This window comes from Pseudomonas sp. D5(2026), assembly GCF_057766845.1.
On the sequence record NZ_CM173421.1, the window covers coordinates 3,492,333 to 3,516,252 of the forward strand.

Sequence of the window (23,920 nt, forward strand, 5' to 3'; positions counted from 1 at the left end):
TCCAGATTCGAAGGGGCGGATTCTAGCACGCCGGGGTATGCCCGAACCGCGACCAAACGTTACACGCTGCTTCGGGCGCAAATGCAAAAAGGGCGATCATTTCTGATCGCCCTTTTTCGATTTGGTAGGCACAATTGGACTCGAACCAACGACCCCCACCATGTCAAGGTGGTGCTCTAACCAACTGAGCTATGTGCCTGTCGTGTGGTGCGCATATTAGTGATCCGATGCGTACCTGTAAAGCTTTTTTTTGAGAAAAATCAAAAACTTTCGCATGCAAGCGCTTCGTGCCCATACCGCGGTTTTCGACCCGCATGGCAATGGACAATGAAAAAAGGGGTGACCCTTTCGGATCACCCCTTTTTCGATTTGGTAGGCACAATTGGACTCGAACCAACGACCCCCACCATGTCAAGGTGGTGCTCTAACCAACTGAGCTATGTGCCTGTCGTGTGGTGCGCATTCTACGCATTACAAAAACCCTGTCAACACTTTTTTTCGCGCTAACCTACTGAATCTTAAACTCTTTATAGAGAGGCTGACTGAGGGGGGCCCCGTAAAGGATTTTCACCAGACGACTAGCGGGTGTTTATTATTATTGATAGCATCGGTACATTCGTTAAAAATATAAAACACGAGGTTCCTGCAGCATGGCTAACACCCCCTACCCCCAGTCCTACTACGCCGCCTCGGCCAACCCGGTGCCGCCACGTCCGGCGCTGCAGGGTGAGGTGGAAACCGATGTGTGCATCATCGGTGCCGGCTACACCGGCCTGTCCAGCGCCCTGTTCCTTCTGGAGAACGGCTTCAAGGTAAGCATCGTCGAAGCGGCCAAGGTCGGCTTTGGCGCATCGGGCCGCAACGGCGGCCAGATCGTCAACAGCTACAGCCGCGACATTGATGTCATCGAACGCACCGTTGGCCCCAAGCAGGCACAACTGCTGGGCCACATGGCCTTCGAGGGCGGGCGCATCATTCGTGAGCGCGTGGCCAAGTACAACATTCAGTGCGACCTGAAAGATGGTGGCGTATTCGCCGCCCTTACCAGCAAGCAGATGGGCCACCTGGAATCGCAAAAGCGCCTGTGGGAACGCTTTGGCCATAATCAGCTGGAGCTGATGGACCAGAAGCGCATCCGCGAAGTGGTTGCCTGCGACAGCTACATTGGCGGCATGCTCGACATGAGCGGCGGCCACATCCACCCGCTGAACCTGGCCCTGGGCGAAGCTGCCGCGGTCGAGTCGCTGGGTGGCATCATCTATGAGCAAACCCCGGCCGTGCGCATCGAGCGTGGCGCCAACCCGGTCGTGCATACCCCGCAGGGCAAGGTCCGCGCCAAGTTCATCATCGTTGCCGGCAACGCCTACCTGGGCAACCTGGTACCCGAGCTGGCCGCCAAGTCCATGCCATGCGGCACGCAGGTGATCACCACCGAGCCACTGGGCGAAGAACTGGCACGCACCCTGCTGCCGCAGGACTACTGCGTCGAGGATTGCAACTATCTGCTCGACTACTACCGCCTGACCAGCGACAAGCGCCTGATTTTCGGTGGCGGCGTGGTGTACGGCGCGCGTGACCCGGCCAACATCGAGGCGATCATCCGCCCGAAAATGCTCAAGGCCTTCCCGCAGCTGAAGAACGTGAAGATCGACTACGCCTGGACCGGTAACTTCCTGCTGACCCTGTCGCGCCTGCCACAGGTTGGCCGGATCGGCGACAACATCTACTACTCGCAGGGTTGCTCGGGCCACGGCGTGACCTATACCCACCTGGCGGGCAAGGTACTGGCCGAGGCCCTGCGCGGCCAGGCAGAGCGCTTCGACGCCTTTGCCGGCCTGCCGCACTACCCGTTCCCGGGTGGCCAGATGCTGCGCGTACCCTTCAGCGCCATCGGTGCCTGGTACTACAGCCTGCGCGACCGCCTGGGCTTCTGATTCAGGCAAGCCCGCGCCCACAGGATTTGTGCTATTGCACAGTCCGTGTGGGCGCGGGCTTACCTGCGAAGGGGCAGGCACTGGCAGCGCTATTTGTTCAGGCTATTTACCGCCTGCTTCGCCGCAATCTCTTGCCCCGCCTTGGCCAGTTCATCCGCAGCATGCAACCACCGCTGGCGATCAACCTGAGCCGGCAGTTGCCGAGGTGGCTGCACCAGCACCGCCCAACTCCCCTGCTTTGCCCACGCCGATGCAAAGTCATCGAATGCCATCATCTGCCGCCGGTGCATGCCCGAGCGCAGCAGCACCCGCTGCTTGTAACGGTCATACCCCATCAACACCGCATAGCGCGGCTCGCTCCACCAGGCCGAACCTTCCTCGTAACGCAGCAGCACCGGGTTGCCCGCCGCCACTTGGGTCAACAGCGCGTCCAGTTGCTTGTCCAGCGGGTACACCACCCTGCCGTAGTCCCGCGCCACACGGGGAATAGCGGTATCCAGCGTTTCGGCGCCCTGAGGCAGGTTCAGCGGCTTATCCAGCAAGCCCGGCGTAATAGGCGCCCCCTGCTGCGACAGCACTGCCGCCAGCGCCATGGCCCCGCTGTGGTTGGCGTTGCCACGGTAGAACGGCACGCTGCTGATTTCGACCCGCTGCGGCAGGCCCTTGAGGTTACCGGGCGGTGCGCTGGCGCAGCCGGCCAGGGTGGCAGCCAGCAGACAGGCGGCCAGTAGCCGTCGGGGGGCAGCCTTGAAGGAATGTTGCTCCATGGACACTCGCTTGTTCCAACGCCAGGCAGGCAGCGCCCGGCTCTGGCCACCGATCATAGGTCCGACAGCCGCGCGGGTATAGTCCGACAGCGCCTTGGAGCGAATCGGCACTAGAGATCGACCATTGTTCGATGGAACGTCACAGGCGAAGGGCTAGACTAAAGCAGTGTCTGGAAGGTAAACGCGGGCCAATCAAGCGCTTGCCGTAGAGATGGAGGCACAGATGAGCCTGACCATGGCAATACTCATGCTGGTAGGCATGTGGCTAAGCGTCGCAGCCGCCATGCTGTGGGGTGTACTGCGTATCGTGCGGCGTCATGCACACCATCACCACCTGCCACCGCAGGCCCCGCCAAGGCCACAGCCGGTATCACGGGCGCGGCGGCATGCCGGGGTGAGCTAACCTCAGGATTTTCTGAAGCCCACTCACGGACAAGCCCGCTGCACAGGTATTTCGCAATGCCAGTGGGACGCGAGGTACCTGTAAGAGCGGGCTTGTCCGTGAGGGGGGGCGCAAAACGCCTTTTTTACATCAACCTTCAGCCGCTTCACGCTTCAAACGCGCCCGGCGGGCCAGGATGTTGAGGACCTCGATAGCCGTCGAGAACGCCATGGCGGCATACACATAGCCCTTGGGTACATGGGCGCCGAAGCCTTCGGCGATCAGCGTCATGCCGATCATGATGAGGAAACCCAGCGCCAGCATGACCACGGTCGGGTTGTCGTTGATGAAATTGGCCAGCGGATCGGCTGCCACCATCATCACGATCACAGCAGTGATAACGGCGATAATCATGATAGGCAGGTGCTCGGTCATGCCCACGGCGGTGATGATGCTGTCGACCGAGAAGACGATATCCAGCAGCAGGATCTGGAAGATCGCCGCAGCAAAGCCCAGGGTAACCGTGGAGGAGACTTTGGCTTCCTCCTTGGCGCCATGCGGGTCGACGTTTTCGTGAATCTCCTTGGTCGCCTTCCACAGCAGGAACAGACCACCGGCAATCAGGATCACATCCTTCCACGAGAAGGTGTTGCCGAACACTTCGAACACCGGGTCGGTCAGCTGAACGATCCAGGCCACGGTGCTGAGCAAGGCCAGCCGCATGACCAAGGCCATGCTGATACCGATACGCCGCGCCTTGGAGCGGTACTCCACCGGCAATTTGTTGGTCAGGATCGAGATGAAGATCAGGTTGTCGATGCCCAGTACAATTTCCATGGCCACCAGCGTAGCCAGGGCAACCCAGGCGGTCGGGCTAGCGGCGAGTTCCAGCAAATATTCCATTGTTCAAATCCTGCAGCGTCGGTTGGGGTCAGATTTCCTGGGTTTCTTCTTTCTTCTCGGCATCCTTGGGCTTGTGCCCTTCGCTGCCGATGGCTTCGCTCAGCGCCTGCTGGGCAGCCTTGTTGGTGTCGTCGATGGCCTGCTTGGCCGACTGCGCCGCCTGGTCGAGCATCTGCTGGGCGGATTTCTCGGCCTGGTCGCAGCCTGCCAGGGTGAACAGGGCCAAAGCCAGCACCAACGGGGTGCCAATGGATTTGAATTGCAGCATGGTGTCCTCGCTTGAAATAACCCGGCGGCGCATGGCGCCTGGTAGCCGTGCATTCTAGAGACGGCAATAGTTCAGGAAAATTCGTATTTTCATGGCATATACTTCGGTTTTTACGAATCGGAACGACCGACGGTGCTTAACTATCGCCAGCTGCATTACTTCTGGGCCGTGGCCAAGACGGGCAGCATCACCCGCGCCAGCCAACAGCTGAACCTCACACCGCAAACCATCAGCGGGCAGATCACCCTGTTCGAGCAAACCTACGGCCTGGAACTGTTCCAGCGCGCCGGCCGGCAGCTGGAACTGACCGAAACCGGCCGCCAGGCCCTGGTGTATGCAGAACAGATGTTTCAGATTGGCAGCGAGCTTGAAGCCATGCTGCGCGCCGGCCCTCAGGAGCAGATCCTGTTTCGTGTGGGGGTGGCTGACGTGGTGCCCAAATCCATTGTCTACCGCCTGCTGGCACCGACCATGGATCTGGAGGAGGTGCTGCGCATCAACTGCCGCGAGGACAAACTTGAGCGGTTACTGGCAGACCTGGCTATCCAGCGCCTGGACCTGGTGATTTCCGACAGCCCCATGCCCAACCACCTGGACATCAAGGGCTACAGCCAGAAGCTGGGCGAGTGCGGGCTGAGCTTCTTCGCCACACCGGCGCTGGTACAACGGCTGGACGGTCCTTTTCCAGCGTGTCTGCAGGATGCTCCGCTGCTTGTTCCCGGCCAGGAGACCGTGGTACGCAGCCGCCTGCTGCGGTGGCTGGGCGAGCAGCAGGTGCAACCACGGATCGTGGGGGAGTTCGATGACAGTGCCTTGATGCAAGCGTTCGGTCAATCGGGCAGCGGCATTTTCGTTGCTCCCAGCGTAATCGCCGAAGAGGTGTGCCGTCAGTATGGCGTGCAACTGATCGGGCAGACCGAAGCCGTGCACGAATCGTTCTATGCCATTTCGGTGGAGCGCAAGGTCAAGCACCCAGGGATCGTGGCGATTACCGAGGGGGCGCGGCGGGAGTTGTTTCACTGGTAGCCGTAAAAGCCTGATTGACTACGAACACAGCCCGGCATGCGCCATAGGTGCTCTATGGTAAAGTCCGCCCTTTCCAGATTCCGAGATACCGCTGCACATGACCCCTTTTCTCCGCCTCCTCAACCGCACCAGCCTGGTGACCCAGATCGTCATCGGCTTGCTCGCCGGTATCGCCCTCGCCCTGCTGGCACCTGCCATCGCCCGTGACCTGGCCTTTCTTGGCAAGGTGTTCGTCAGTGCCCTGAAGGCGGTTGCGCCTGTGCTGGTGTTCATCCTGGTCATGGCTTCGGTCGCCAACCATCGTCACGGCCAGGAAATCCACATTCGCCCGATCCTCTGGCTGTACCTGCTGGGCACCTTTGCCGCTGCAGTGGTGGCCGTGGTTGCCAGCATGCTGTTCCCCTCGCACCTGGCGCTAAGCACCAGCGAAGCCACGCTGAGCGCGCCAGGCGGCATCGCCGAGGTAATGCAGAACCTGCTGCTGAGCGCGGTAGACAACCCGGTCAATGCCCTGCTCAATGCCAACTTCATCGGCGTGCTGACCTGGGCCGTCGGCCTGGGCGTGGCCCTGCGCCATGCCGGCGAAACCACCCGCACCGTGGTCGCAGACCTGTCCAATGGCGTCACCCTGATCGTGCGCATGGTCATCCGCTTCGCCCCGCTGGGCATTTTTGGCCTGGTCAGCTCCACCCTGGCACAGTCTGGCCTGGACGCCCTGCTCGGCTACCTGCACCTGCTGGCGGTACTGATTGGCTGCATGCTGTTCGTGGCGCTGGTGATGAACCCGCTGATCGTGTTCTGGAAGATCCGCCGCAACCCCTACCCACTAACGCTGCTGTGCCTGCGTGAAAGCGGCATTACTGCGTTCTTCACCCGCAGCTCGGCCGCCAACATCCCTGTCAACATGGCATTGTCGGAACGCCTCGGCCTGCATGAAGACACTTACTCGGTGTCGATCCCGCTGGGCGCAACCATCAACATGGCCGGCGCGGCAACCACCATTACCGTGCTGACCCTGGCCGCAGTGCATACCCTGGGTATCCAGGTAGACCTGCCAACTGCCGTGCTGCTCAGCGTGGTGGCGGCAGTGTGCGCCTGCGGCGCCTCGGGCGTGGCCGGGGGTTCGCTGCTGCTGATTCCGCTGGCGTGCAGCCTGTTTGGCATCCCAAGCGAAATTGCCATGCAGGTAGTGGCGGTGGGCTTCATCATTGGCGTGTTGCAGGATTCGGCCGAAACGGCGCTGAACTCTTCGACCGATGTGCTGTTCACTGCGGCGGCGTGTCAGGCTGAAGAGCGGCGTAACGGCTAAGCGCGCCGGGGCCGCATTGCGGCCCCAATTGCCTTACTCGATGGCATTACCTACCCTAGTGGCCTTTCCCCAGCCACGAGACAGGGCCATGTCAGAACACGAAACCGCAGGTGAAGGCCGCTTCAACAGCATCGAGATCCGCGTTCTCGGCTCGCTGATCGAAAAGCAGGCCACCAGCCCGGAAAGCTACCCGCTGACCCTCAATGCCCTGGTCCTGGCCTGCAACCAGAAGACCAGCCGCGAGCCGGTGATGAACCTCACCCAAGGCCAGGTCGGCCAGGCGCTGCGCGCCCTCGAAGGTCAGGGCATGACCCGCCTGCAGATGGGCAGCCGTGCCGACCGCTGGGAACATCGGGTAGACAAGGCACTGGAGCTGGTGCCAGCACAGTTGGTGTTGATGGGCCTGATGTTCCTGCGGGGCCCGCAAACCCTCAACGAACTGCTGACCCGTAGCAACCGCCTGCACGACTTTGACGACACCGAGCAGATCCAGCATCAGCTGGAGCGCCTGATCTCGCGGGACCTGGCTTTGCACCTGCCACGTCAGGCCGGCCAGCGTGAAGACCGCTACACCCATGCCTTGGGCGACCCGGCGGAAATCGAGGCGATTCTCGCTGCACGCCAACAGGAAGGCGGCGCGCGCAACAGTGGCGGCAGTGTGTCAGAAGACCGCATCGAAGCCCTCGAAGCCCGCATTGCGGCGCTGGAAGCGCGCCTGGCCGAACTGGAAGGCTGAGCCGTCACGGTTCGGGGTCGGGGAAATTGCGGCAGCTCTTGCGCTCGGCCAGTTCCCGGTCAGTGGGGCGCTGGTCGACGAACACAGCGCGACCGTCGGCGTAGATTTCCAGGTAGCCCCAGTGCAGGTCCTGCTCTTGCTCCCCGGGCTTTGGGGGGACTAGCCACCAGGGTTCGCGGCTGATCAGGGTCATGGGTGTGGTTCCTGAGAGGTCTGCTGTAAGCATAGACACCTTCAGGTGCTGCTTTGCTTGAACCGGCCCTTTCGCGGGTAAACCCGCTCCTACAGGGATTTTCACAGTTTCAACAACTGCGCAGTCCTGCGAGAGCGGCTTTAGCCGCGAAAAGGGCCGGTACAGGCTTACGCCGGTGCCGAAGTCCGAATCAGGTGGTCAAAGGCCGCCAGCGATGCCTTGGCCCCCTCACCCACCGCAATGACAATCTGCTTGTACGGCACGGTAGTCACGTCACCGGCGGCAAACACACCGGGGATGCTGGTCTGGCCCTTGGCGTCGACAATGATTTCGCCACGCGGCGACAGCTCGACGGTGCCCTTCAGCCAGTCAGTATTGGGCAACAGGCCAATCTGCACGAAGATGCCTTCCAGTGCCACTTCGTGCTGTTCATCCGTGGTGCGGTCCTTGTAGCGCAGGCCGGTCACCTTCTCGCCATTGCCCAGCACCTCGGTGGTCAGCGCGCTGGTGATCACGTTAACGTTCGGCAGGCTGTGCAGCTTGCGTTGCAACACCGCATCGGCACGCAGCTGGCTGTCGAACTCGATCAGCGTCACCTGGGCGACGATACCGGCCAGGTCGATGGCCGCCTCCACACCCGAGTTGCCGCCGCCAATCACCGCCACGCGTTTACCCTTGAACAGCGGGCCGTCACAGTGCGGGCAGTAGGCCACGCCGCGGCTGCGGTACTCCTGCTCACCTGGCACGTTCATTTCGCGCCAGCGGGCGCCGGTGGCCAGGATTACAGTCTTGGCCTTCAGCGAAGCGCCCCCCGCCAAACGCACTTCGTGCAGACCGCCCTCGGCAGCAGGAATCAGCGCTTCACCGCGCTGCAGGTTCATGATGTCGACGTCGTACTGTTTGACGTGCTCTTCCAGCGCCGTGGCCAGCTTCGGCCCTTCGGTTTCCTGCACCGAGATAAAGTTCTCGATGGCCAGTGTGTCCAGCACCTGGCCGCCGAAGCGCTCGGCGGCAACACCGGTGCGGATGCCCTTGCGGGCAGCGTAGATGGCAGCAGCGGCGCCAGCGGGGCCACCACCGACAACCAGCACGTCAAAGGCATCCTTGGCGTTGATCTTCTCGGCCTGGCGGGCGCCGGCGTTGGTGTCGATCTTGCCAAGGATTTCTTCCAGGCCCATACGGCCCTGACCAAACACTTCACCGTTCAGGTAGATACTCGGTACCGCCATGATCTTGCGCGATTCCACTTCGTCCTGGAACAGCGCACCGTCGATGGCAACATGCCGCACGTTGGGGTTGAGTACCGCCATCAGGTTCAACGCCTGGACCACGTCCGGGCAGTTCTGGCACGACAGCGAGAAGTAGGTTTCGAAGTTGAATTCACCTTCCAGGGCCTGGATCTGCTCGATCACTTCGGCACTGGCCTTTGACGGATGGCCGCCGACTTGCAGCAGCGCCAGCACCAACGAGGTGAACTCGTGGCCCATGGGGATGCCGGCGAAACGCAGGCTGATATCGGCACCCGGGCGGTTCAGCGAGAACGAAGGGCGACGGGCATCGGTACCGTCCGCGCTGAAGGTAATGAGGTTCGACAGGCCGGCAATTTCCACCAGCAGGTCGTGCAATTCGCGGGACTTCGCGCCGTCGTCGAGGGAGGCAACGATCTCGATCGGCTGGGTGACCCGCTCCAGGTAGGTTTTCAGTTGCGATTTAAGCGTGGCGTCCAACATACGGGCGATTCCTTTTTCAAAACTCGGATACAAAAACGCCCAGGCGAGGTCGCCCGGGCGTTTGACGGGGCGGTAGGTATTTCAGCTTTGGCGGCTGCTTACCGCCCGCGTTATGGGCATGACCTTAGATCTTGCCTACGAGGTCCAGCGACGGCGCCAGAGTGGCTTCGCCTTCTTTCCACTTGGCCGGGCACACTTCGCCTGGGTGAGCGGCAACGTACTGGGCAGCCTTGACCTTACGCAGCAGTTCGGCAGCATCACGGCCTACACCACCGTCGTTCAGCTCGACAATCTTGATCTGGCCTTCCGGGTTGATCACGAAGGTACCGCGGTCGGCCAGGCCGGCTTCTTCGATCAGCACGTCGAAGTTGCGCGAAATGACGTGAGTCGGGTCACCGATCAGCGGGTATTGGATCTTCCCGATGGTGTCGGAAGTGTCGTGCCAGGCTTTGTGAGTGAAGTGGGTATCGGTGGAAACACCGTAAATTTCCACGCCCAGCTTCTGGAACTCGGCGTAGTTGTCAGCAAGGTCACCCAGCTCGGTCGGGCAAACGAAGGTGAAGTCGGCCGGGTAGAAGAACACGACAGACCACTTGCCTTTCAGATCGGCTTCGCTGACCTGAACGAACTCGCCTTTGTGGTAGGCGGTGGCGTTGAAGGGTTTGACCTGGCTGTTGATGATTGGCATGAGAGACGCTCCTTCATGGGGTTGGAATCAGTTGATGGATAGAATCCTAACTAATCATCCCGCTGAAGGCTCATTGGCAAAGCTCATGCTTTCGATTGGTTTTGGCTATAACCGGGGTTATTTAATAGAAGGGAAAGGGCTGAGCAAAGGATTGCGGGCTTGAGCGCTGCACTGGCAAAGAAATGTAACAGCTACCCATTCGGCACCACTGGCAAACGGGTCTAGGCTCAAGCTCATGTGATACCGGGCCCCTCTGACGGCTGCCAAGCCGCCATGTCGGATCACTGTTGCCATGCAACGTCGACATTCAAGGAGGGGCTCATGACAGCTCTGCAAGCATTCCTCACAACACCTGTCCTCGGTACCAGCGCCTGGTTGTGGCTGGTGTTCATGGCCATCGTCATCGGTTTGCTGGTGCTCGACCTGGGCGTGCTGCACCGCCACGACCGGGAAATTGAAATGCGCGAGAGCCTGCTGCTGTATTCGGGCTATTTCAGTGTCGGTGTGCTGTTCGGCGCGGGGGTCTGGTACCAGTTGGGTGCGCAGTCTGCGCTGGAGTTCTACACCGGTTTCCTGGTCGAACAGTCGCTGTCGATGGACAACGTGTTCGTCATGGCGATGATCTTCAGCTACTTCGCCATCCCTCGCCGCTACCAGCACCGCGTGCTGTTCTGGGGTATCCTGGGCGTGGTGTTCCTGCGGGCCATCATGATCGGCGTGGGCGCGGCGCTGGTACAGAACTTTGCCTGGGTGCTGTACATCTTTGGTGCCTTCTTGCTGTTTACCGGGGTGAAAATGGCGCTGTCGAAGGAAGACAGCCGCCCGGACCTGGCCAACAACCCGATCCTCAAGTTCGTGCGGCGGCACATGCGGGTTACCGACCAGATCCATGGCTCGCACTTCTTCGTACGCCACACCCCGGCCGGGCACAGCAAGGCGCTGCGTTATGCCACCCCGCTGTTTCTGGCACTGGTACTGATCGAACTGGCCGACCTGGTGTTTGCCGTCGACAGCGTGCCGGCGATCTTCGCCATCACCCAGGACCCGTTCATCGTCTACACCTCCAACATCTTCGCCATCCTCGGCTTGCGCTCGCTGTATTTCGCGCTGGCGGCGCTGATGCACCGGTTCGTCTACCTCAAGTACGCACTGGCACTGGTGTTGATCTTCATTGGCTGCAAGATTTTCTACCACGGCATGGTGGGCAAGGTGCCGGCGCTGCTGTCACTGGGCGTGACATTCGGGTTGTTGCTGGGTGGGGTGGTGATTTCGTTGATCAAGACGCGGGGGCAGACGTTGAATAAAGACGACAAGACGATAGAAAAAGCAGCTAACGATAAGAAAACAACGGGACAAAAAAAGAATGACCCACAGTTACGGGTCTGAGTTGCAATCATTGCTTGATGATGAAGTAACCAACCGCTCCCCAAAGTGAGGCAATCAAGATCAACCAAAGGGCTACTCCCATATCTCGCCTCAACTTTGGGGGAAAATTGTCAAGCTCCGCTTCGCTCAACCATCCGAGGCGTGAATGTAACCTAGGGAATGTGACCAAAGCGCTTACTGTACTCATCAGTAGGCATCGATGCCTTAGGTTTCGTCCGCCCCATACGGGTTTCATCTGCTCAAGATAGGGGTTGCTCGTGATCGCTGAAAGGGCGACATCAAAATCACTCGACAAAGCAATTTTCACATTGATAGCGATCCCCGCAAGGCCCAGGACGAAAGGCACAATCAGGAATCCTATTTGCAACAATGGGGACCAATTGTCAAAGTCAATCATCAGTCACCTCATGAAGGAATTCACCGGTCCGCTCTCCGAGGGCGCCAATACCAATAGCGCTTGCAGAAGAGGCGGCGCCAACGATCGCAATCCCGCACACTGCACCAAACCCACCGGTACCCACCGCAAAAATACCGCATAACGCAGCTGCTGCAGCACCTCCACCAGAGGCGCCTACCAACCCTCCCGTTAGACCTCCTGCAAAATTTCCCGCTTCAGTAAACCGAACCTTTCGACAAGCACGAGTCTCCCCGGCCCGACAGACTTCTTTTACTTTCAGATAAGACGAGGTCCCGCCCAGCCCAATCGCTGCATACCCTCCGTATTGAAGGTACTTACTTAACCGCGCCACCTTCTCAAGATGTGTCGCATACCCCGGAATTTGCCCCGGTCCGCCCGCTTTCGACCAATGGTGCACCAGGCTCTTGGTAGAGATACGCAAGCTCTTCTTCAGCCGCTCATAGCTCCCCAGATTCAGTTGCTTATTAAGCAACGCCGCTTTCAACTGGCCATCCAGTTGCTGCAACAACCGCCTGCGCTCGGCGAAGAAACCCGGACTATTCAAATGGCCATTGTGCATGAACTCACGCTGGTGCAATTGCTCGATGCTGGTCAAGGTATTGCTTACTTGTTTCAAGCCTTGATCCAGCATGTCCTTGCCCACGCCCATGGACAGACTGGCGTTGCTGAGCAAGCCGGCGATTTCGGCCTGGTGCTGCATCATGAAATCCGCTTCGACGTAGTCGAGTGCTTCCAGCGCACGCCGCGCATGCTGCGCCGCCGCCATAAGCTCTCCCTCTTCGCGCGTGCAGGCATTTCCATTGTCAGGATCACCGATAACGAAAATTTCCCCAGCTTTGAACCCTTGCGCATACGTGGGGTTGAGCCGCTGTAACCGTGAGATCGGCAACGTGGAATCGTGACCGGCCAGTTGAAGCAGTATCTGGGGAAACGACATGCGTCGTGGAACCACGTAGAAGCCAGGCTCCAGCGTGCCAGGCAGTGCACCTATTACCGGTTGGGAGAAGCGCTCGGGGTTGAAGGTGGGTGACAGCTCGGCAGCGTGGGTATTGGCACGCCCTGCAATGGAGTGCATGGACGGCGGAGCCTCATACAAGGGCGCGACTACCCGGTTGGTGCCCGGCGAACAGCCACAGACAACCAACGCACCATCCATAGCCACCCGCTGGCCATCTGAAATAAAGTGATCCACACCTTCGGCGACAGTTCCCGCCTGCCCACAAAGAGGGCATGGCGTGGTGTGGTCGCCTTCACGGAGCACCATTCGGCCTTCATCTAGGTAGCCGGCCCCGGTCGCAATACAGACAGCACCCGTTGTGGTGATATCGCCATCTACCGCCTGACCTTTTCCCTCTAGATTGACGCGCATATATGAACTCCCTGTACTTGACTCAGGTTGGAAACCTATCACCAGCAAGGGAGATACAAGTGGCATCAGCCAAAATTCAGATACGTCCTACAAGTTGCAGGACTTTGCGCAATCACTGCAGGCGCGGGTTCACCCGCGAATGGGCCGGGGCAGGCTGACGCGTTCACCGCCCGCTACGCAACATCTCCACCGGCACATACTTGCCAATTTCGTACTTGCCAATCGCCGCCCGGTGCACTTCATCCGGCCCGTCAGCCAGGCGGAGGGTGCGCTGCATGGCATACATGTAGGCCAGCGGGAAATCGCCGCTTACCCCTGCCCCGCCATGTATCTGGATAGCCCGGTCGATCACGTTCAAGGCCACGTTCGGCGCCACCACCTTGATCTGGGCGATCTCGCTACGAGCCACCTTGTTGCCGACGGTGTCCATCATGTAGGCCGCTTTGAGCGTCAGCAGTCGGGCCATGTCGATTTCCATGCGCGAGTCGGCGATCTTGTCGACGTTGCCGCCCAAGCGTGCCAGTGGCCGACCAAAGGCAGTGCGCTCCACCGAGCGCTTGCACATCAGCTCCAGCGCGCGCTCGGCCATGCCGATCGAGCGCATGCAGTGGTGGATACGGCCTGGGCCCAGTCGGCCCTGGGCAATTTCGAAGCCGCGGCCTTCGCCAAGGATCACGTTTTCGTACGGAACCCGCACATTCTCGAAAAGGACTTCGGCATGACCATGGGGCGCATCGTCATAACCGAACACCGGCAGCGGGCGGACAATCTTCACGCCCGGCGTGTCGGTCGGCACCAGCACCATGGAATGCTGCTGGTGGCGTGGGCCTTCAGGGTCGGACAGGCCCATGAAGATCATGACCTTGCAGCGCGGGTCGCAGGCGCCGGAAGTCCACCACTTGCGGCCGTTGATTACCCACTCGTCACCGTCCCGTATGGCGGTAGCAGCCATGTTGGTGGCGTCCGAGGAGGCCACGTCCGGTTCGGTCATGGCAAACGCCGAGCGGATCTCGCCGCGTAGCAGCGGCTCCAGCCACTGGCGTTTCTGTGCCTCGCTGCCATAGCGCACCAGCACTTCCATGTTGCCGGTGTCCGGCGCCGAGCAGTTGAACGGCTCCGGCCCGAGCAACGAGCGGCCCATGATCTCTGCCAGCGGTGCGTACTCCAGGTTGCTCAGGCCGGCGCCGTATTCCGACTCTGGCAAGAACAGGTTCCACAGCCCTTCGGCGCGGGCCTTGGCCTTGAGTTCCTCCATGATTGCAGTGGGCTGCCAGCGGTCACCCTCGGCGACCTGGCGCTCGAACACGGCTTCGGCAGGGTAGACATGGGCGTCCATGAACGCAGTGACACGCTCGCGCAGTGCCTGGACCTTGGGTGAATAGGCGAAATCCATCAGGGCTACCTTCACAGTTCGGAGTACGTGGAGCAGAGCCTAGAGCAGCATTGCTCCATCCACCTAGTCTATTTTCCGCGTGTATAAACATTCATAACCGATATATGATCGACCGATAACTCCAACAAAGAGCGGCGCCCATGAACCTCAGCAAGGTCGACCTCAACCTGTTCATCGTGTTCGATGCGATCTACACCGAAGCCAACCTGACCCGCGCCGGGCAGATCGTCGGCATTACTCAGCCGGCAGTGTCCAATGCCCTGTCGCGTCTGCGCGAAACCTTCAATGACCCGCTGTTCGTGCGCACCGCGCAAGGCATGGTGCCCACACCCATGGCGCAGAACATCATCGGCCCGGTGCGCAACGCACTGGCGCTGCTGCGGACCTCGGTGCAGGAAAGCCGCACGTTCAATCCGCAGCAGGCCAACAAGACCTTCCGCATCAGCATGACCGACCTGACCGAGGCGGTCATCTTGCCGCCGCTGTTCCAGCGCCTGCGCCGCCTGGCGCCGGCGGTAATGATCGAGAGTTTCCTGTGCAAGCGCCGCGAGACCACCAAGGAACTCGCGGCCGGCCGCCTGGACTTTGCCATCGACGCGCCACTGAACACCGACCCGCAGGTGCGCCACATCAAACTGATGCAGGACCGCTATGTCTGCGCCCTGCGCCAGGGCCACCCGCTGGCCGACAGCAAGCTGACCCTCGACAGCTACCTGGGCATGACCCATATCCATATTTCCAGCCGACGCAACGGCCTGGGTTACGTCGACCTGGCGCTGGGCAAGATGGGTGTGCAACGCAAGGTCGCCCTGCGTTCGCAGCACTACCTCATGGCGTCGCAGGTGTTGCAGCAGACCGACATGGCCATGACGGTTCCCGAGCGCTTCGCCCGTCGCCATCAGTTGCGTTATCAGGCGCTGCCGGTGGAGGTGCCTGCACTGGAAACGCACCTGTACTGGCATGAAAGCACCGACCAGGACCCGGCCAACCGCTGGATGCGCGAACAGATCACCGAATTGTGCGAGCGCGTGGTGGCAGAGGAAGAGAAGGCGCTGGAGCCCGCCTGAATAAGCTGGCGAGGGGCCATTTATGGCACCTCACCCAAAAAAGTAGAAAATTCCATGCAATGTCTTAGAAAGAGAATTTTTTTCTATAAGCATCGAGAATCGAACCAAAGGAAGTGAAAAATATCGCGCTGCTGGCAGGTACGCTTACGTCAATGATTGCCGATTTCACGGCCACTGACACGGACCCGCCTCAATGCCTAGCGCCCCACTCTACTTCGATTACGCCGCCACAACCCCGGTTGACGACCGGGTCATCGAAACCATGCTCGCCTGCCTGGGAAGCCAGGCCAACTTCGGCAACCCGGCGTCCAGCGGGCACGCCTTCGGCCAAGCTGCACGTCACGCCGTAGAGCAGGCCCGTCAGCAAGTGGCCGAGTGCATCGGTGCGCAACCCGAGCATCTGGTGTGGACATCGGGGGCGACCGAGTCCAACAACCTGGCGCTCAAGGGTATTGCCCAAGGCATCGGCCAGCCCGGACACCTGATCACCAGCCAGCTGGAACACAAGGCCGTGCTCGACACCGTGGCCGAACTGGAGCGCCAAGGCTGGGCCGTTACTCGCCTGGCGGCGGATGCCGCCGGCCTGATCCAGCCCGCAAGCGTACAGGCAGCGTTGCGCGCTGACACCCGCCTGGTATCGCTGATGGCGGTCAACAACGAACTGGGTACGGTCACCGACTTTGCCGCGATCGGCGAGCAGGTGCGTGCCCACGGTGCCCTGCTGCACGTGGATGCCGCGCAGGCTGTGGGCAAGCTGGCAATCGACCTGCATACGATGGCCGTGGACCTGATGTCTTTTTCGGCACACAAGGTCTACGGGCCCAAGGGCATCGGTGCGCTGTATGTGGGGCCACGCGCTCGCGCGCTGATGCGTGCCCAGATGCACGGCGGCGGCCATGAGCAAGGCTTGCGTTCCGGCACCCTGGCGACCCATCAGATCGCTGGCATGGGCAGCGCCTTTGCCTTGGCCGGCCAACCCGGCGACAGCGAGTACCAGCGCCTTGAGCAATTGGCAAGACGCCTGCGCACAGGCCTGCTGGCCATGCCCGGCGTTACCCTGAATGGCTGCGCCAAGCAACGTATTCCCCATACCTTGAACCTGTGCATCGACAGCAAGGGCTTCAACAGCACGGCGCTGGCCAGCGAATTGGCCTTGTCGACCACCTCGGCCTGCAACTCGGCGAGCAACGCTGCCTCGCATGTGCTGCTGGCACTGGGGCTGGATGAACGCCAGGCACGCAACAGTGTGCGCTTGAGCCTCGGCCGTTTCAGCACCGAGGCTGACGTGGACAAGGCGCTCGAAGTGTTTGGCCGGGTGCTGGCGTCAGCATCGGCAGCACTGTGGTGACCACGCCCTAGAACAGGCGGCTGTCCGGCGTGAAATCCTCAACCTGGATTTTCGCGCTCTGCGCCTGCGGGTGCCGTGGGTTGAACAGGTAATTGGTAGTGCTGGGCATGATCGCGCTTGGCACCGGCAGCAGCAATGCCGAACAGTCATCCAGAAAGCGATTGCCCAACGTACGGGTCAACTCAGGCTGGGCGGACCAGCCGGGCTGCAAAGCGGGCAACTGCGCCTGGGAAACCGTGTCAGGCAGTTCGATGCGAAGCAAGCGCATGGTGGTAGGGAAATCCTCCGGGTCGATCTCCAGATGCACTAACACTTCCAGCATCGCCCCGGGAGGGCTGGTGGCGGCATACACCACCGGCCGACCCGCCTGGTGCCAGCGGCCACTTACACGCAAGCCCCCCGTACCGCTCAAGTCTGCATAGGCGCTGATTCGCCACAAAATCACAGGCCATAGCCCTCGGCAATCTGCAGCAGCATTTCTTCGACCTGAGTGGTGCCTTGCTGGGTGGTGAGCATCTGCATCGGCGTCAGCCCCGAGAAGCGTTCCTTGGGCTTGGACAGCCAGCGCTTGGCCTTGCCCGCTTCACCGAACACGGCCTCGGCCATGGCGGTGATGTGGGCCGAGCGGAACAGCCGGTCGCTCTCATCCACGGTCAGCGGTTGGTCACGCTCGATACGGGATTTGAGCGTGCGCAGCGGGATGATCTGGTCGCGCTCCACCGGCGTGAGCACACCGCGTTCGGTCAGTTTCACCAACCAGGTGGCGGCAAAACCATCGGTGATGCGGGTGTGAATTTCGAAGTCGCTGGCAAGCTCGGGAATGTCCAGCAGCGCCTGCAGGCGCGCCCGGTACTCGTGGTAACCGTTGTCGCGAAGCACTTCGGCAAGCATGGCACGCTCCTTTTCGGCATTTACCGATAAGTATGCGGTATATGCCGGGTCATTGCCAGTTTGCCGGGGCGGGCAATCGAAGCCAGGGCTTTGCCAGATTGACCGCCAGCATTGCCAGGACCGCAAAGCGGCCCCGGAAACCTCACAGGAAGGTGAACACTTGCGATGCCGGCAACCGCGACTTGTTCAGCCCGGCATTGAAGTCCGCCTCGCTGCGGTAACCCAGGCTCAGGATCACCACACTGGTGAACCCACGCTCACGCAAGCCCAGTTCGGCATCGAGGACCTTGCTGTCGAAGCCCTCGATCGGCGTGGCATCCAGCCCATGCGCTGCCGCACCCAGCAAGGCAGTACCCAACGCCAGGTAGGTCTGCTTTTCCATCCAGTGCTGCACATCCTTCTGGTCGAAGCGGTGCAGGTTGACATAGTGACGGCGGCTCTGGTTTTGCCCGGCGCGCGCTTGCTCATCACGGAAACGGCCATCGGCAGCCTCTTGATCGAGCACGGTGTTCAGGTGTTCTTCAGTCATTTCGGTACGGGTGCAGAACACGATCACATGCGAGGCATCGAGAAGCTTCTGCGTGTTGTAGGCATAACCCTCCGCCGTGCTCTTGGCCAGGCGGGCCTTGCCTTCGGCCGTGTCGGCGACGATGAAATGCCAGGGCTGGGAATTGACCGACGACGGGCTGTGGCGCAGTTGTTCGAGCAGGGCGTCGACAGTGGCTTGGGGAATGCGGCGTGAGGCATCGTAAGCTTTGGTAGTGTAACGGCGCTTGGCCAGCGATACGGTATCCATGCGACAACTCCGGAATGAACAGTGGATGTGCCGCGCATCTTATCTTTCCAGCAAAAAAGAAAAAGCGGCACAATGTAACAACACTTTCATCCCTGGAATGAAAATGCTGCGCATCACCGACCTCGAACTGTTTGCCCGCAGCAGCGTGCTGGGCAGCTTCACTGCCGCCGCCCATGAAGCAGGCCTGCTGCCGGGCCAGGTGGCTGCCGCGATCAAACGCCTGGAACGCGACCTGGATGTACGCCTGTTCGCCCGCACCACCCGCAGCCTGCGCCTGACCGCCGAGGGCGAGCGCTACCTGCCAACCGCGCTGAATGTGCTGGAAAGCCTGCGCCAGGGCCATGAAGATCTGCATGGCAACCCCAATAGCCTGCGCGGCACCCTGCAAGTGTCGGCCCCTTCCGACATGGGCCGCAACATGCTGCTGCCCTGGCTCAGCGCCTTTCGCCGCGACCACCCGGCATTGCAACTGCGCTTCTTTCTGTCCGACCAGATGGCCGACCTCAACCGCGACCCTGTGGATGTGGCCATCCGCTATGGCCTCAACCAGGATGCCAACTACATCGCCCTGCCGCTGGCCGAATGGAACCGCCGAGTACTGGTGGCCTCGCCCGACTACCTGGCGCGCCACGGCCGCCCGCTCACCCCCGACGCGCTGCTGCAGCATGCCTGCCTGCTGTACATGCAGCACAGCCGGGTGTACGACAAGTGGCAGTTGGGTAATCGCACGGTGCAGGTGCGTGGGCCATTGGTCAGTGACGACGCCGACGTCATCCGCCGCCTGGCCATCCAGGGGGAAGGTATCGTCTACAAGTCGTGGCTGGATGTCAGCGCCAACATCGCGGCCGGTGAACTGGAAATCGTCCTGCCCGAATTGCTCGGCGAACCTACCCCGCTCACCTTGGTCTGCCCTCATCGCAAGCAACTCACGCCTGCCGTGACGCAATTGCACCTGTGGCTACGCGAACGCTTCGAGGCCCTGCGCGCCCGGGCACTGACCAACGGCTGCACAATCGTTCCAGACTGAGTCGGGGGCATTGCGCTAAGGTTGCCATTTACCCCACGGTATACGTCCATGAGCAACTGGATCGACTTCAAACAAGACGCCGACACCGGCATCGAGTCGGTCCGTGCGCATTTTGTCGGGCATGCCTATGACCCCCACTGGCACGACAGCTTCCTGGTCGGCGTGACCGAGCAGGGCGTGCAGCAGTTCAACTGCCGTCGGGTGCGCCACCGCAGCACGCCGGGGCAGGTGTTTTTACTTGAGCCTGGCGACATCCACGATGGCCTGGCGCCCACCGAAGAAGGCTTCACCTATTCGACGCTGTACCTGGAGCCCGCCTGGCTCGACCAACAGCTGCGCGCGCTGTACGAGCACGCGCCAGGCGACAGCCTGCCCAGCTTTGCCGACACCCTGTGCCATGACGAACGTCTGGCGCGGGCCACCGCCCAGGCCTTCCAGGCCGTGCATGATCAGGACTTGCGCATCGTCAGGCAAACGGCCATGGACGATTTACTGGCCTGTCTGACCCGTCACCTGCACTGGCGCCGCCGCATCAATCCCGACCCGCGCCTGCCGCTGACCGCACAGCGTGCGCGGGACTTCCTGCACGCCAACCTGGAGCGCGACATCGGCCTGGAAGACCTGGCCCAGGCCTGCGGCATCGACCGCTTTCGCCTGACCCGTGCGTTCAAGGCAGCGTTCGGCATTGCACCCCATGCCTACCTGATCCAGCTGCGCCTGGCCCGCGCGCGGCGCCTGCTTGCCCAAGGTCAGACACCTGCTGAAGTGGCCGTGGCGTTGGGCTTTGCCGACCAGAGCCATCTGGGGCGCTGGTTCCGCCGCGCCTACCAGTTGACCCCGGCTGACTACCGCAGGCGCTGCTCAAACCTTCCAGACTGAGTGCCGGCAGGCAGCGAGCATGGTGCTCCGCGTTTACGGAGCCCTGAACCATGTCGCAGTCGTTGTTGCCCTTCATTCTGTTCGCCCTGGTGTCCAGCATCAGCCCGGGGCCGACCAACCTGTTGATCCTGGCCCATGGCGCCCACCGGGGCCTGCGCGCAAGCCTGGCGCCGATCGTGGCGGCGTGTGGCGCGGCTGCAGCCATTGTGCTGCTCGTCGGGCTGGGGCTGGGCGAACTGCTGCTGCGCTACCCCCTGGCGCAACAGCTGATGAGCTGGGCCGGGGTGCTGTGGCTCAGCAGCCTGGCGTGGAAGATGCTGCGCAGTGCCGCCGCCCCGCTCCACACGACCACGGCGCCAGGCTTCAGTGCGCTCAGCGCGGCCTCGTTGCAAGTGGTGAACCCCAAGGTGTGGTTGATGGCCGTGGCGGTGGTCGGGGTATTTGCCGCGCCGTCGTTGCCAGTGTGGCAGTTGGCGCTGGTGTTTTTGCTGATCGCTCTGCCGAGCATGGCAACGTGGGCGCTGCTGGGGGTGGGGAGCGCCCGGTGGCTGCAGGCACCGGGGCGGTTGCGGGTGTTCAACCAGGTGTTGGCGGGGGTTTTGTTGATATCGGCATGGGCTGCAGTATTAGCCTGAGTCGCTACTTGGCTTGCAAGTGGCCTGAACGGCCTCGGCTCAGCGAGTCAGCGCCTCGCGAAAGCGCTGGGTACTGGCAACGGCCAGTACCAGCCCGACCACTGCTACGCTACCGCCCACCAGGCCGATATGCGCCACATTCATCTGGCTGCTGACGATACTGCCCAGCAGCGCACCACCGCCAATGCCGATGTTGTAGATACCCGAGAACAGCGCCATGGCCACATCGGTGGCATCGGACGCCAGCTTCAGGGTCCTGGACTGCAGCGACAGACTGAAGCTGAGAATCGCCACGCCCCAGAACATGCTCAGCACTGCGAACACATGGAAGTTGCCCGACAGCGGCAACATCAGCAACAGGCACGCGGCGAGCAACCCGATCGACCCCACCAGAAAGCCATGCGGGAAGCGGTCGCTGTAGCGGCTGAACAACAACGAACCAAAAACCCCGGCACCGCCGAACAACAGCAGCAACAGCGTGGTACGGTCGCCGCCAAACTGCGCTACGTGCAGGGCGAACGGTTCGATATAGCTATAGGCCGTGAACTGCGCGGTAATGACCAGCGTCACCAGCAGGTAGGTAATGACCAGTGCCGGGCGCTTGAACAGGACCGGCAGGCTGCGCAACGAACCGGAGTTCTGGCTGGGCAGCAGCGGCAGCGATTTCATCAGGCACAGCATGGTGGCAAGCGCTACCCCGGCAACGCTCAGGAACGTGATGCGCCAGCCCAGTGCCTCGCCCACTACGCGGCCCAGCGGGATGCCAAGGACCATGGCCAGGGTAGTACCGGTGGCCAGCAGGCCGAGCGCCTTGGCCTGCTGGCCCGGCGGCGCCACACGCACCGCCAGCGAGGCAGTGATGGACCAGAACACCGCATGCGCCAGGGCAATGCCGATACGGCTGACCAGCAATATGGCGAAGCTTTGCGAAAGCCACGACAACAAGTGGCTGACAATGAACACCAGGAACACGAACAGCAGCAGACGCCGCCGTTCGATGTTGCGGGTCAGCAACATCATGGGCAACGAGGCCAGTGCCACGACCCAGGCATAGATGGTCAGCATCAGGCCCACCTGGGCAGTGCTCATGTCGAAGCTGCGGCCAATGTCACTGAGCAGCGCCACCGGGACGAACTCGGTGGTGTTGAAAATGAAGGCCGCCAAGGCCAGGGCGATGACGCTCAGCCAGCTGCCGCTGCCCGTTGTGGGCGGCAGGTGTGTGGGGATGGGTTCGTTCATGGGTGGAAACTGCTTCTCCGCAGGCAACGCAACAAGTCGCACGCCAGCGACCCGCTTGCAGGGGTGCCAACGTACGTTTTGTTATGGATAGGAATGCCCGGCATGGTACGCGTCAAGCTGGGGCCTCACAACCACAGGGCAGGCAGGAGGAGTACCATGCACGCTTTGTGTGAAACGCGTGTGCAACAAGGAGCCCGATCCGCTCATGGACAAGCAGCCCCCCCAGCAGCAGTGGCAGCAGGCAGTTACCGCCTATGCCCAGGCCGTCAACGACTATGTCGCGCAGGGCCGTGCGCACGGTTGGGACAACCTCGAAGAGCCGCAGGCACCCGCCACCGAACACCTGCTCGACGCCTGGCTGGCAGCCCTGCAGGCAGCCAACCACCCTGGCGTCGACGAACTGCAGCGCCAGGCCTTCCGTGAGGCCTGGCCACCCGCGCACCAGCCCTTGGTACCGTTGCTCGAAGCGCACGGCCAAGGCATCGGCAGTGTCCTGCTGCTGGAAGATGGCAGCCTGCTGGCACGTATCGGCATGCCTTACGACAAGGGCCAGGTGGTGCGTATAGACCACCATGGGGTAACCCCGGTCATCGGCGTCGAACACTTTGGCCGCTGCCCGGCGCGGCGCTATTTCGCCTTGGCCAATGCCGAGGGCGTGCGTGTGACCGATGGCTGGGGTGGCCCGCAGGTGCAACGTCTGGCCTGGCCCACGGGGCTGGAGGGGTTGCCGCCAGGTTACCCGTTCGAGCCGTTCGACCTGCCGCCCACACCGACCGCGCTGATCCCCTTCCCCGACGGCCAGCGCGTGCTGCTGGTGAGTGCCGAAGGTATCTTTGTGCTGGCCACCCAAGGTGCGACCCGCCTGCTGCCACAGCAAGCACGCGTGCTCGATGAGTTGGCCGAGGGCACCGACCCGGACGATATCAGCCTGGGGCTGAGCATGGAGCATGGTGCGGTGTCGGCGGATGGCCGGCTGATCGTCGTGGGTGAGCAAGGCAGCCGGCACCTTGTTCTGGACGAACAGCTCAAGCCGCTGGCGCACATCGGCCCGGGCAGCGAATACCCACACTTTGCCTTGTTCAACCGCGCCGGTGACCAGTTGATCGTCAATGCCTGCCATTTCTACAGCGGCGCCACGCTGGCCGTGAGGGTGGCAGACCTGCACGGGCTGGATACCGATTACTACAGCCAGGACCCGCGTACCCCGCTGGTGCAGGATGGCGCAAGGGTGTATGCGGGGGTAGCGCGCGATGGCGAGTACATTGTGGGTGATGCCTATGGCTACCTGCGGGCGTTTGGCGAAGAGGGTACGGAGCATTGGCAGCATTACCTGGGATCGACCATCAGTGCGATGGATATCAGCGCCGACGGGCAAACACTGGTGGCGGCGAGCCATGCGGGGGTTATTTCGGTGATTGCGCTGGATAGCGGGCGGCCCGAGTGGCAGATCGGTACCGGGGCGCACGGCGAGGTGCGGCGATGGTTGTTCTGGAAGGGCTGGGACAAGCCAATGGCCTGGTAAAACGGCTGCATCGT

The 23,920-nt window shown here is 61.6% G+C and carries 25 protein-coding genes and 2 tRNA genes; 12 read left to right on the forward strand and 15 right to left on the reverse strand.

Annotation, left to right across the window (positions count from 1 at the left end; all coding sequences use genetic code 11):
• Positions 1-122: 122 nt before the first annotated feature.
• Positions 123-199 (reverse strand) — tRNA-Val (locus AC3B5Q_RS16180).
• A gap of 171 nt (positions 200-370) precedes the next feature.
• Positions 371-447 (reverse strand) — tRNA-Val (locus AC3B5Q_RS16185).
• Between the two features lie 203 nt (positions 448-650).
• Between AC3B5Q_RS16185 and AC3B5Q_RS16190 the strand changes: the two genes are divergently transcribed.
• Positions 651-1,934 carry an NAD(P)/FAD-dependent oxidoreductase gene (locus tag AC3B5Q_RS16190; protein ID WP_003250557.1) on the forward strand — a complete coding sequence of 428 codons (1,284 nt, stop codon included), beginning with the start codon at positions 651-653 and terminating at the stop codon, positions 1,932-1,934.
• A gap of 89 nt (positions 1,935-2,023) precedes the next feature.
• Here AC3B5Q_RS16190 and AC3B5Q_RS16195 read toward each other — a convergent pair whose 3' ends face one another.
• On the reverse strand, positions 2,024-2,758 hold the full coding sequence (locus AC3B5Q_RS16195; protein ID WP_021782784.1) for a peptidase C39 family protein: 735 nt from the start codon (positions 2,756-2,758) through the stop codon (positions 2,024-2,026).
• Positions 2,759-2,924: 166 nt separating this feature from the next.
• Between AC3B5Q_RS16195 and AC3B5Q_RS16200 the strand changes: the two genes are divergently transcribed.
• Positions 2,925-3,104 (forward strand): hypothetical protein, encoded by a 180-nt coding sequence (locus AC3B5Q_RS16200; protein WP_021782785.1) that lies wholly within the window; start codon positions 2,925-2,927, stop codon positions 3,102-3,104.
• Positions 3,105-3,233: 129 nt separating this feature from the next.
• Here the strand turns inward: AC3B5Q_RS16200 and AC3B5Q_RS16205 are convergent, their stop codons facing one another.
• Together AC3B5Q_RS16205 and AC3B5Q_RS16210 are read right to left on the reverse strand one after the other, a co-directional pair.
• A complete protein-coding gene (locus AC3B5Q_RS16205; RefSeq protein ID WP_021782786.1) occupies positions 3,234-3,986 on the reverse strand; it encodes a TerC family protein in 753 nt (250 codons plus the stop codon).
• Positions 3,987-4,014: 28 nt separating this feature from the next.
• Positions 4,015-4,254 (reverse strand): hypothetical protein, encoded by a 240-nt coding sequence (locus AC3B5Q_RS16210; RefSeq protein WP_021782787.1) that lies wholly within the window; start codon positions 4,252-4,254, stop codon positions 4,015-4,017.
• A 132-nt stretch (positions 4,255-4,386) separates the two neighbouring features.
• Between AC3B5Q_RS16210 and nhaR the strand changes: the two genes are divergently transcribed.
• From nhaR to AC3B5Q_RS16225, 3 genes are all read left to right on the forward strand, one after another.
• Positions 4,387-5,280 (forward strand): transcriptional activator NhaR, encoded by an 894-nt coding sequence (gene nhaR / locus AC3B5Q_RS16215; protein ID WP_021782788.1) that lies wholly within the window; start codon positions 4,387-4,389, stop codon positions 5,278-5,280.
• 97 nt (positions 5,281-5,377) lie between these two features.
• On the forward strand, positions 5,378-6,589 hold the full coding sequence (sstT, locus tag AC3B5Q_RS16220) for a serine/threonine transporter SstT (RefSeq protein ID WP_021782789.1): 1,212 nt from the start codon (positions 5,378-5,380) through the stop codon (positions 6,587-6,589).
• Positions 6,590-6,677: 88 nt separating this feature from the next.
• Positions 6,678-7,325 (forward strand): YceH family protein, encoded by a 648-nt coding sequence (locus AC3B5Q_RS16225; RefSeq protein WP_021782790.1) that lies wholly within the window; start codon positions 6,678-6,680, stop codon positions 7,323-7,325.
• Between the two features lie 4 nt (positions 7,326-7,329).
• Here AC3B5Q_RS16225 and AC3B5Q_RS16230 read toward each other — a convergent pair whose 3' ends face one another.
• The 3 genes from AC3B5Q_RS16230 to ahpC all read right to left on the reverse strand — a co-directional run bounded on the left by AC3B5Q_RS16230 (position 7,330) and on the right by ahpC (position 9,936).
• Complete coding sequence (locus AC3B5Q_RS16230; RefSeq protein WP_021782791.1) at positions 7,330-7,518, reverse strand: hypothetical protein; 189 nt, start codon at positions 7,516-7,518, stop codon at positions 7,330-7,332.
• A 167-nt stretch (positions 7,519-7,685) separates the two neighbouring features.
• Positions 7,686-9,248, reverse strand: coding sequence for an alkyl hydroperoxide reductase subunit F (gene ahpF, locus AC3B5Q_RS16235; protein ID WP_103444108.1), 1,563 nt, complete (start codon positions 9,246-9,248; stop codon positions 7,686-7,688).
• 124 nt (positions 9,249-9,372) lie between these two features.
• Positions 9,373-9,936 carry an alkyl hydroperoxide reductase subunit C gene (ahpC, locus tag AC3B5Q_RS16240; protein ID WP_004375926.1) on the reverse strand — a complete coding sequence of 188 codons (564 nt, stop codon included), beginning with the start codon at positions 9,934-9,936 and terminating at the stop codon, positions 9,373-9,375.
• A 321-nt stretch (positions 9,937-10,257) separates the two neighbouring features.
• Between ahpC and AC3B5Q_RS16245 the strand changes: the two genes are divergently transcribed.
• The gene (locus AC3B5Q_RS16245) at positions 10,258-11,322 is read left to right on the forward strand and encodes a TerC family protein (RefSeq protein ID WP_064492460.1); all 1,065 of its coding nucleotides are present in this window, start codon (positions 10,258-10,260) and stop codon (positions 11,320-11,322) included.
• A 7-nt stretch (positions 11,323-11,329) separates the two neighbouring features.
• On the opposite strand, the gene AC3B5Q_RS16250 is transcribed toward AC3B5Q_RS16245, so the two are convergent.
• From AC3B5Q_RS16250 to AC3B5Q_RS16260, 3 genes are all read right to left on the reverse strand, one after another.
• The gene (locus AC3B5Q_RS16250) at positions 11,330-11,719 is read right to left on the reverse strand and encodes a hypothetical protein (RefSeq protein ID WP_101196120.1); all 390 of its coding nucleotides are present in this window, start codon (positions 11,717-11,719) and stop codon (positions 11,330-11,332) included.
• A complete protein-coding gene (locus tag AC3B5Q_RS16255) occupies positions 11,712-13,109 on the reverse strand; it encodes a PAAR domain-containing protein (RefSeq protein WP_021782795.1) in 1,398 nt (465 codons plus the stop codon). Before AC3B5Q_RS16255 ends, AC3B5Q_RS16250 begins: the two co-directional genes overlap by 8 nt.
• A gap of 163 nt (positions 13,110-13,272) precedes the next feature.
• The gene (locus AC3B5Q_RS16260; protein ID WP_020192828.1) at positions 13,273-14,502 is read right to left on the reverse strand and encodes an acyl-CoA dehydrogenase; all 1,230 of its coding nucleotides are present in this window, start codon (positions 14,500-14,502) and stop codon (positions 13,273-13,275) included.
• Positions 14,503-14,642: 140 nt separating this feature from the next.
• Between AC3B5Q_RS16260 and AC3B5Q_RS16265 the strand changes: the two genes are divergently transcribed.
• Complete coding sequence (locus tag AC3B5Q_RS16265; RefSeq protein WP_021782796.1) at positions 14,643-15,569, forward strand: LysR family transcriptional regulator; 927 nt, start codon at positions 14,643-14,645, stop codon at positions 15,567-15,569.
• Between the two features lie 193 nt (positions 15,570-15,762).
• Positions 15,763-16,917, forward strand: a complete 1,155-nt coding sequence (locus tag AC3B5Q_RS16270) for a cysteine desulfurase family protein (protein WP_101196122.1) — start codon at positions 15,763-15,765, stop codon at positions 16,915-16,917.
• 7 nt (positions 16,918-16,924) lie between these two features.
• On the opposite strand, the gene AC3B5Q_RS16275 is transcribed toward AC3B5Q_RS16270, so the two are convergent.
• The 3 genes from AC3B5Q_RS16275 to nfsB form a co-directional block, all read right to left on the reverse strand.
• Positions 16,925-17,362: an RES family NAD+ phosphorylase gene (locus AC3B5Q_RS16275; protein WP_003250527.1), complete on the reverse strand. Its 438-nt coding sequence runs from the start codon at positions 17,360-17,362 to the stop codon at positions 16,925-16,927.
• Positions 17,359-17,808, reverse strand: a complete 450-nt coding sequence (locus AC3B5Q_RS16280) for an Xre family toxin-antitoxin system antitoxin (RefSeq protein WP_003250525.1) — start codon at positions 17,806-17,808, stop codon at positions 17,359-17,361. Before AC3B5Q_RS16280 ends, AC3B5Q_RS16275 begins: the two co-directional genes overlap by 4 nt.
• Before the next feature lie 142 nt (positions 17,809-17,950).
• Positions 17,951-18,604 carry an oxygen-insensitive NAD(P)H nitroreductase gene (gene nfsB / locus AC3B5Q_RS16285; RefSeq protein WP_021782797.1) on the reverse strand — a complete coding sequence of 218 codons (654 nt, stop codon included), beginning with the start codon at positions 18,602-18,604 and terminating at the stop codon, positions 17,951-17,953.
• A gap of 103 nt (positions 18,605-18,707) precedes the next feature.
• Here nfsB and AC3B5Q_RS16290 point away from each other — a divergent pair, with 103 nt between their 5' ends.
• Genes AC3B5Q_RS16290 through AC3B5Q_RS16300 form a run of 3 tightly spaced genes read left to right on the forward strand, consistent with a single transcriptional unit; the run spans position 18,708 to position 21,145 of the window.
• Entirely contained in the window at positions 18,708-19,631 is a 924-nt protein-coding gene (locus tag AC3B5Q_RS16290) for a LysR family transcriptional regulator (RefSeq protein WP_103469210.1), read from the forward strand.
• A 48-nt stretch (positions 19,632-19,679) separates the two neighbouring features.
• Positions 19,680-20,510, forward strand: coding sequence for an AraC family transcriptional regulator (locus tag AC3B5Q_RS16295; RefSeq protein ID WP_101196125.1), 831 nt, complete (start codon positions 19,680-19,682; stop codon positions 20,508-20,510).
• A gap of 50 nt (positions 20,511-20,560) precedes the next feature.
• Positions 20,561-21,145 (forward strand): LysE family translocator, encoded by a 585-nt coding sequence (locus tag AC3B5Q_RS16300; RefSeq protein ID WP_101196126.1) that lies wholly within the window; start codon positions 20,561-20,563, stop codon positions 21,143-21,145.
• Positions 21,146-21,184: 39 nt separating this feature from the next.
• Here the strand turns inward: AC3B5Q_RS16300 and AC3B5Q_RS16305 are convergent, their stop codons facing one another.
• A complete protein-coding gene (locus AC3B5Q_RS16305; RefSeq protein ID WP_021782801.1) occupies positions 21,185-22,384 on the reverse strand; it encodes a sugar transporter in 1,200 nt (399 codons plus the stop codon).
• Between the two features lie 205 nt (positions 22,385-22,589).
• Between AC3B5Q_RS16305 and AC3B5Q_RS16310 the strand changes: the two genes are divergently transcribed.
• Positions 22,590-23,906, forward strand: coding sequence for a WD40 repeat domain-containing protein (locus AC3B5Q_RS16310; RefSeq protein WP_021782802.1), 1,317 nt, complete (start codon positions 22,590-22,592; stop codon positions 23,904-23,906).
• The last annotated feature ends 14 nt before the right edge of the window (positions 23,907-23,920 follow it).

What these genes read in the sequence shown, in the direction of transcription:
- nfsB (WP_021782797.1), bottom strand. Translation starts at nt 18,604, where the DNA reads ATGGATACCGTATCGCTGGCCAAGCGCCGTTACACTACCAAAGCTTAC.
- AC3B5Q_RS16230 (WP_021782791.1), bottom strand. Translation starts at nt 7,518, where the DNA reads ATGACCCTGATCAGCCGCGAACCCTGGTGGCTAGTCCCCCCAAAGCCC.
- AC3B5Q_RS16205 (WP_021782786.1), bottom strand. Translation starts at nt 3,986, where the DNA reads ATGGAATATTTGCTGGAACTCGCCGCTAGCCCGACCGCCTGGGTTGCC.
- ahpF (WP_103444108.1), bottom strand. Translation starts at nt 9,248, where the DNA reads ATGTTGGACGCCACGCTTAAATCGCAACTGAAAACCTACCTGGAGCGG.
- AC3B5Q_RS16265 (WP_021782796.1), top strand. Translation starts at nt 14,643, where the DNA reads ATGAACCTCAGCAAGGTCGACCTCAACCTGTTCATCGTGTTCGATGCG.
- AC3B5Q_RS16245 (WP_064492460.1), top strand. Translation starts at nt 10,258, where the DNA reads ATGACAGCTCTGCAAGCATTCCTCACAACACCTGTCCTCGGTACCAGC.
- ahpC (WP_004375926.1), bottom strand. Translation starts at nt 9,936, where the DNA reads ATGCCAATCATCAACAGCCAGGTCAAACCCTTCAACGCCACCGCCTAC.
- AC3B5Q_RS16225 (WP_021782790.1), top strand. Translation starts at nt 6,678, where the DNA reads ATGTCAGAACACGAAACCGCAGGTGAAGGCCGCTTCAACAGCATCGAG.
- AC3B5Q_RS16210 (WP_021782787.1), bottom strand. Translation starts at nt 4,254, where the DNA reads ATGCTGCAATTCAAATCCATTGGCACCCCGTTGGTGCTGGCTTTGGCC.
- sstT (WP_021782789.1), top strand. Translation starts at nt 5,378, where the DNA reads ATGACCCCTTTTCTCCGCCTCCTCAACCGCACCAGCCTGGTGACCCAG.
- AC3B5Q_RS16300 (WP_101196126.1), top strand. Translation starts at nt 20,561, where the DNA reads ATGTCGCAGTCGTTGTTGCCCTTCATTCTGTTCGCCCTGGTGTCCAGC.
- AC3B5Q_RS16270 (WP_101196122.1), top strand. Translation starts at nt 15,763, where the DNA reads ATGCCTAGCGCCCCACTCTACTTCGATTACGCCGCCACAACCCCGGTT.
- AC3B5Q_RS16260 (WP_020192828.1), bottom strand. Translation starts at nt 14,502, where the DNA reads ATGGATTTCGCCTATTCACCCAAGGTCCAGGCACTGCGCGAGCGTGTC.
- AC3B5Q_RS16200 (WP_021782785.1), top strand. Translation starts at nt 2,925, where the DNA reads ATGAGCCTGACCATGGCAATACTCATGCTGGTAGGCATGTGGCTAAGC.
- AC3B5Q_RS16250 (WP_101196120.1), bottom strand. Translation starts at nt 11,719, where the DNA reads ATGATTGACTTTGACAATTGGTCCCCATTGTTGCAAATAGGATTCCTG.
- AC3B5Q_RS16295 (WP_101196125.1), top strand. Translation starts at nt 19,680, where the DNA reads ATGAGCAACTGGATCGACTTCAAACAAGACGCCGACACCGGCATCGAG.
- AC3B5Q_RS16280 (WP_003250525.1), bottom strand. Translation starts at nt 17,808, where the DNA reads ATGCTTGCCGAAGTGCTTCGCGACAACGGTTACCACGAGTACCGGGCG.
- AC3B5Q_RS16255 (WP_021782795.1), bottom strand. Translation starts at nt 13,109, where the DNA reads ATGCGCGTCAATCTAGAGGGAAAAGGTCAGGCGGTAGATGGCGATATC.
- AC3B5Q_RS16195 (WP_021782784.1), bottom strand. Translation starts at nt 2,758, where the DNA reads ATGATCGGTGGCCAGAGCCGGGCGCTGCCTGCCTGGCGTTGGAACAAG.
- AC3B5Q_RS16190 (WP_003250557.1), top strand. Translation starts at nt 651, where the DNA reads ATGGCTAACACCCCCTACCCCCAGTCCTACTACGCCGCCTCGGCCAAC.
- AC3B5Q_RS16305 (WP_021782801.1), bottom strand. Translation starts at nt 22,384, where the DNA reads ATGAACGAACCCATCCCCACACACCTGCCGCCCACAACGGGCAGCGGC.
- AC3B5Q_RS16310 (WP_021782802.1), top strand. Translation starts at nt 22,590, where the DNA reads ATGGACAAGCAGCCCCCCCAGCAGCAGTGGCAGCAGGCAGTTACCGCC.
- AC3B5Q_RS16290 (WP_103469210.1), top strand. Translation starts at nt 18,708, where the DNA reads ATGCTGCGCATCACCGACCTCGAACTGTTTGCCCGCAGCAGCGTGCTG.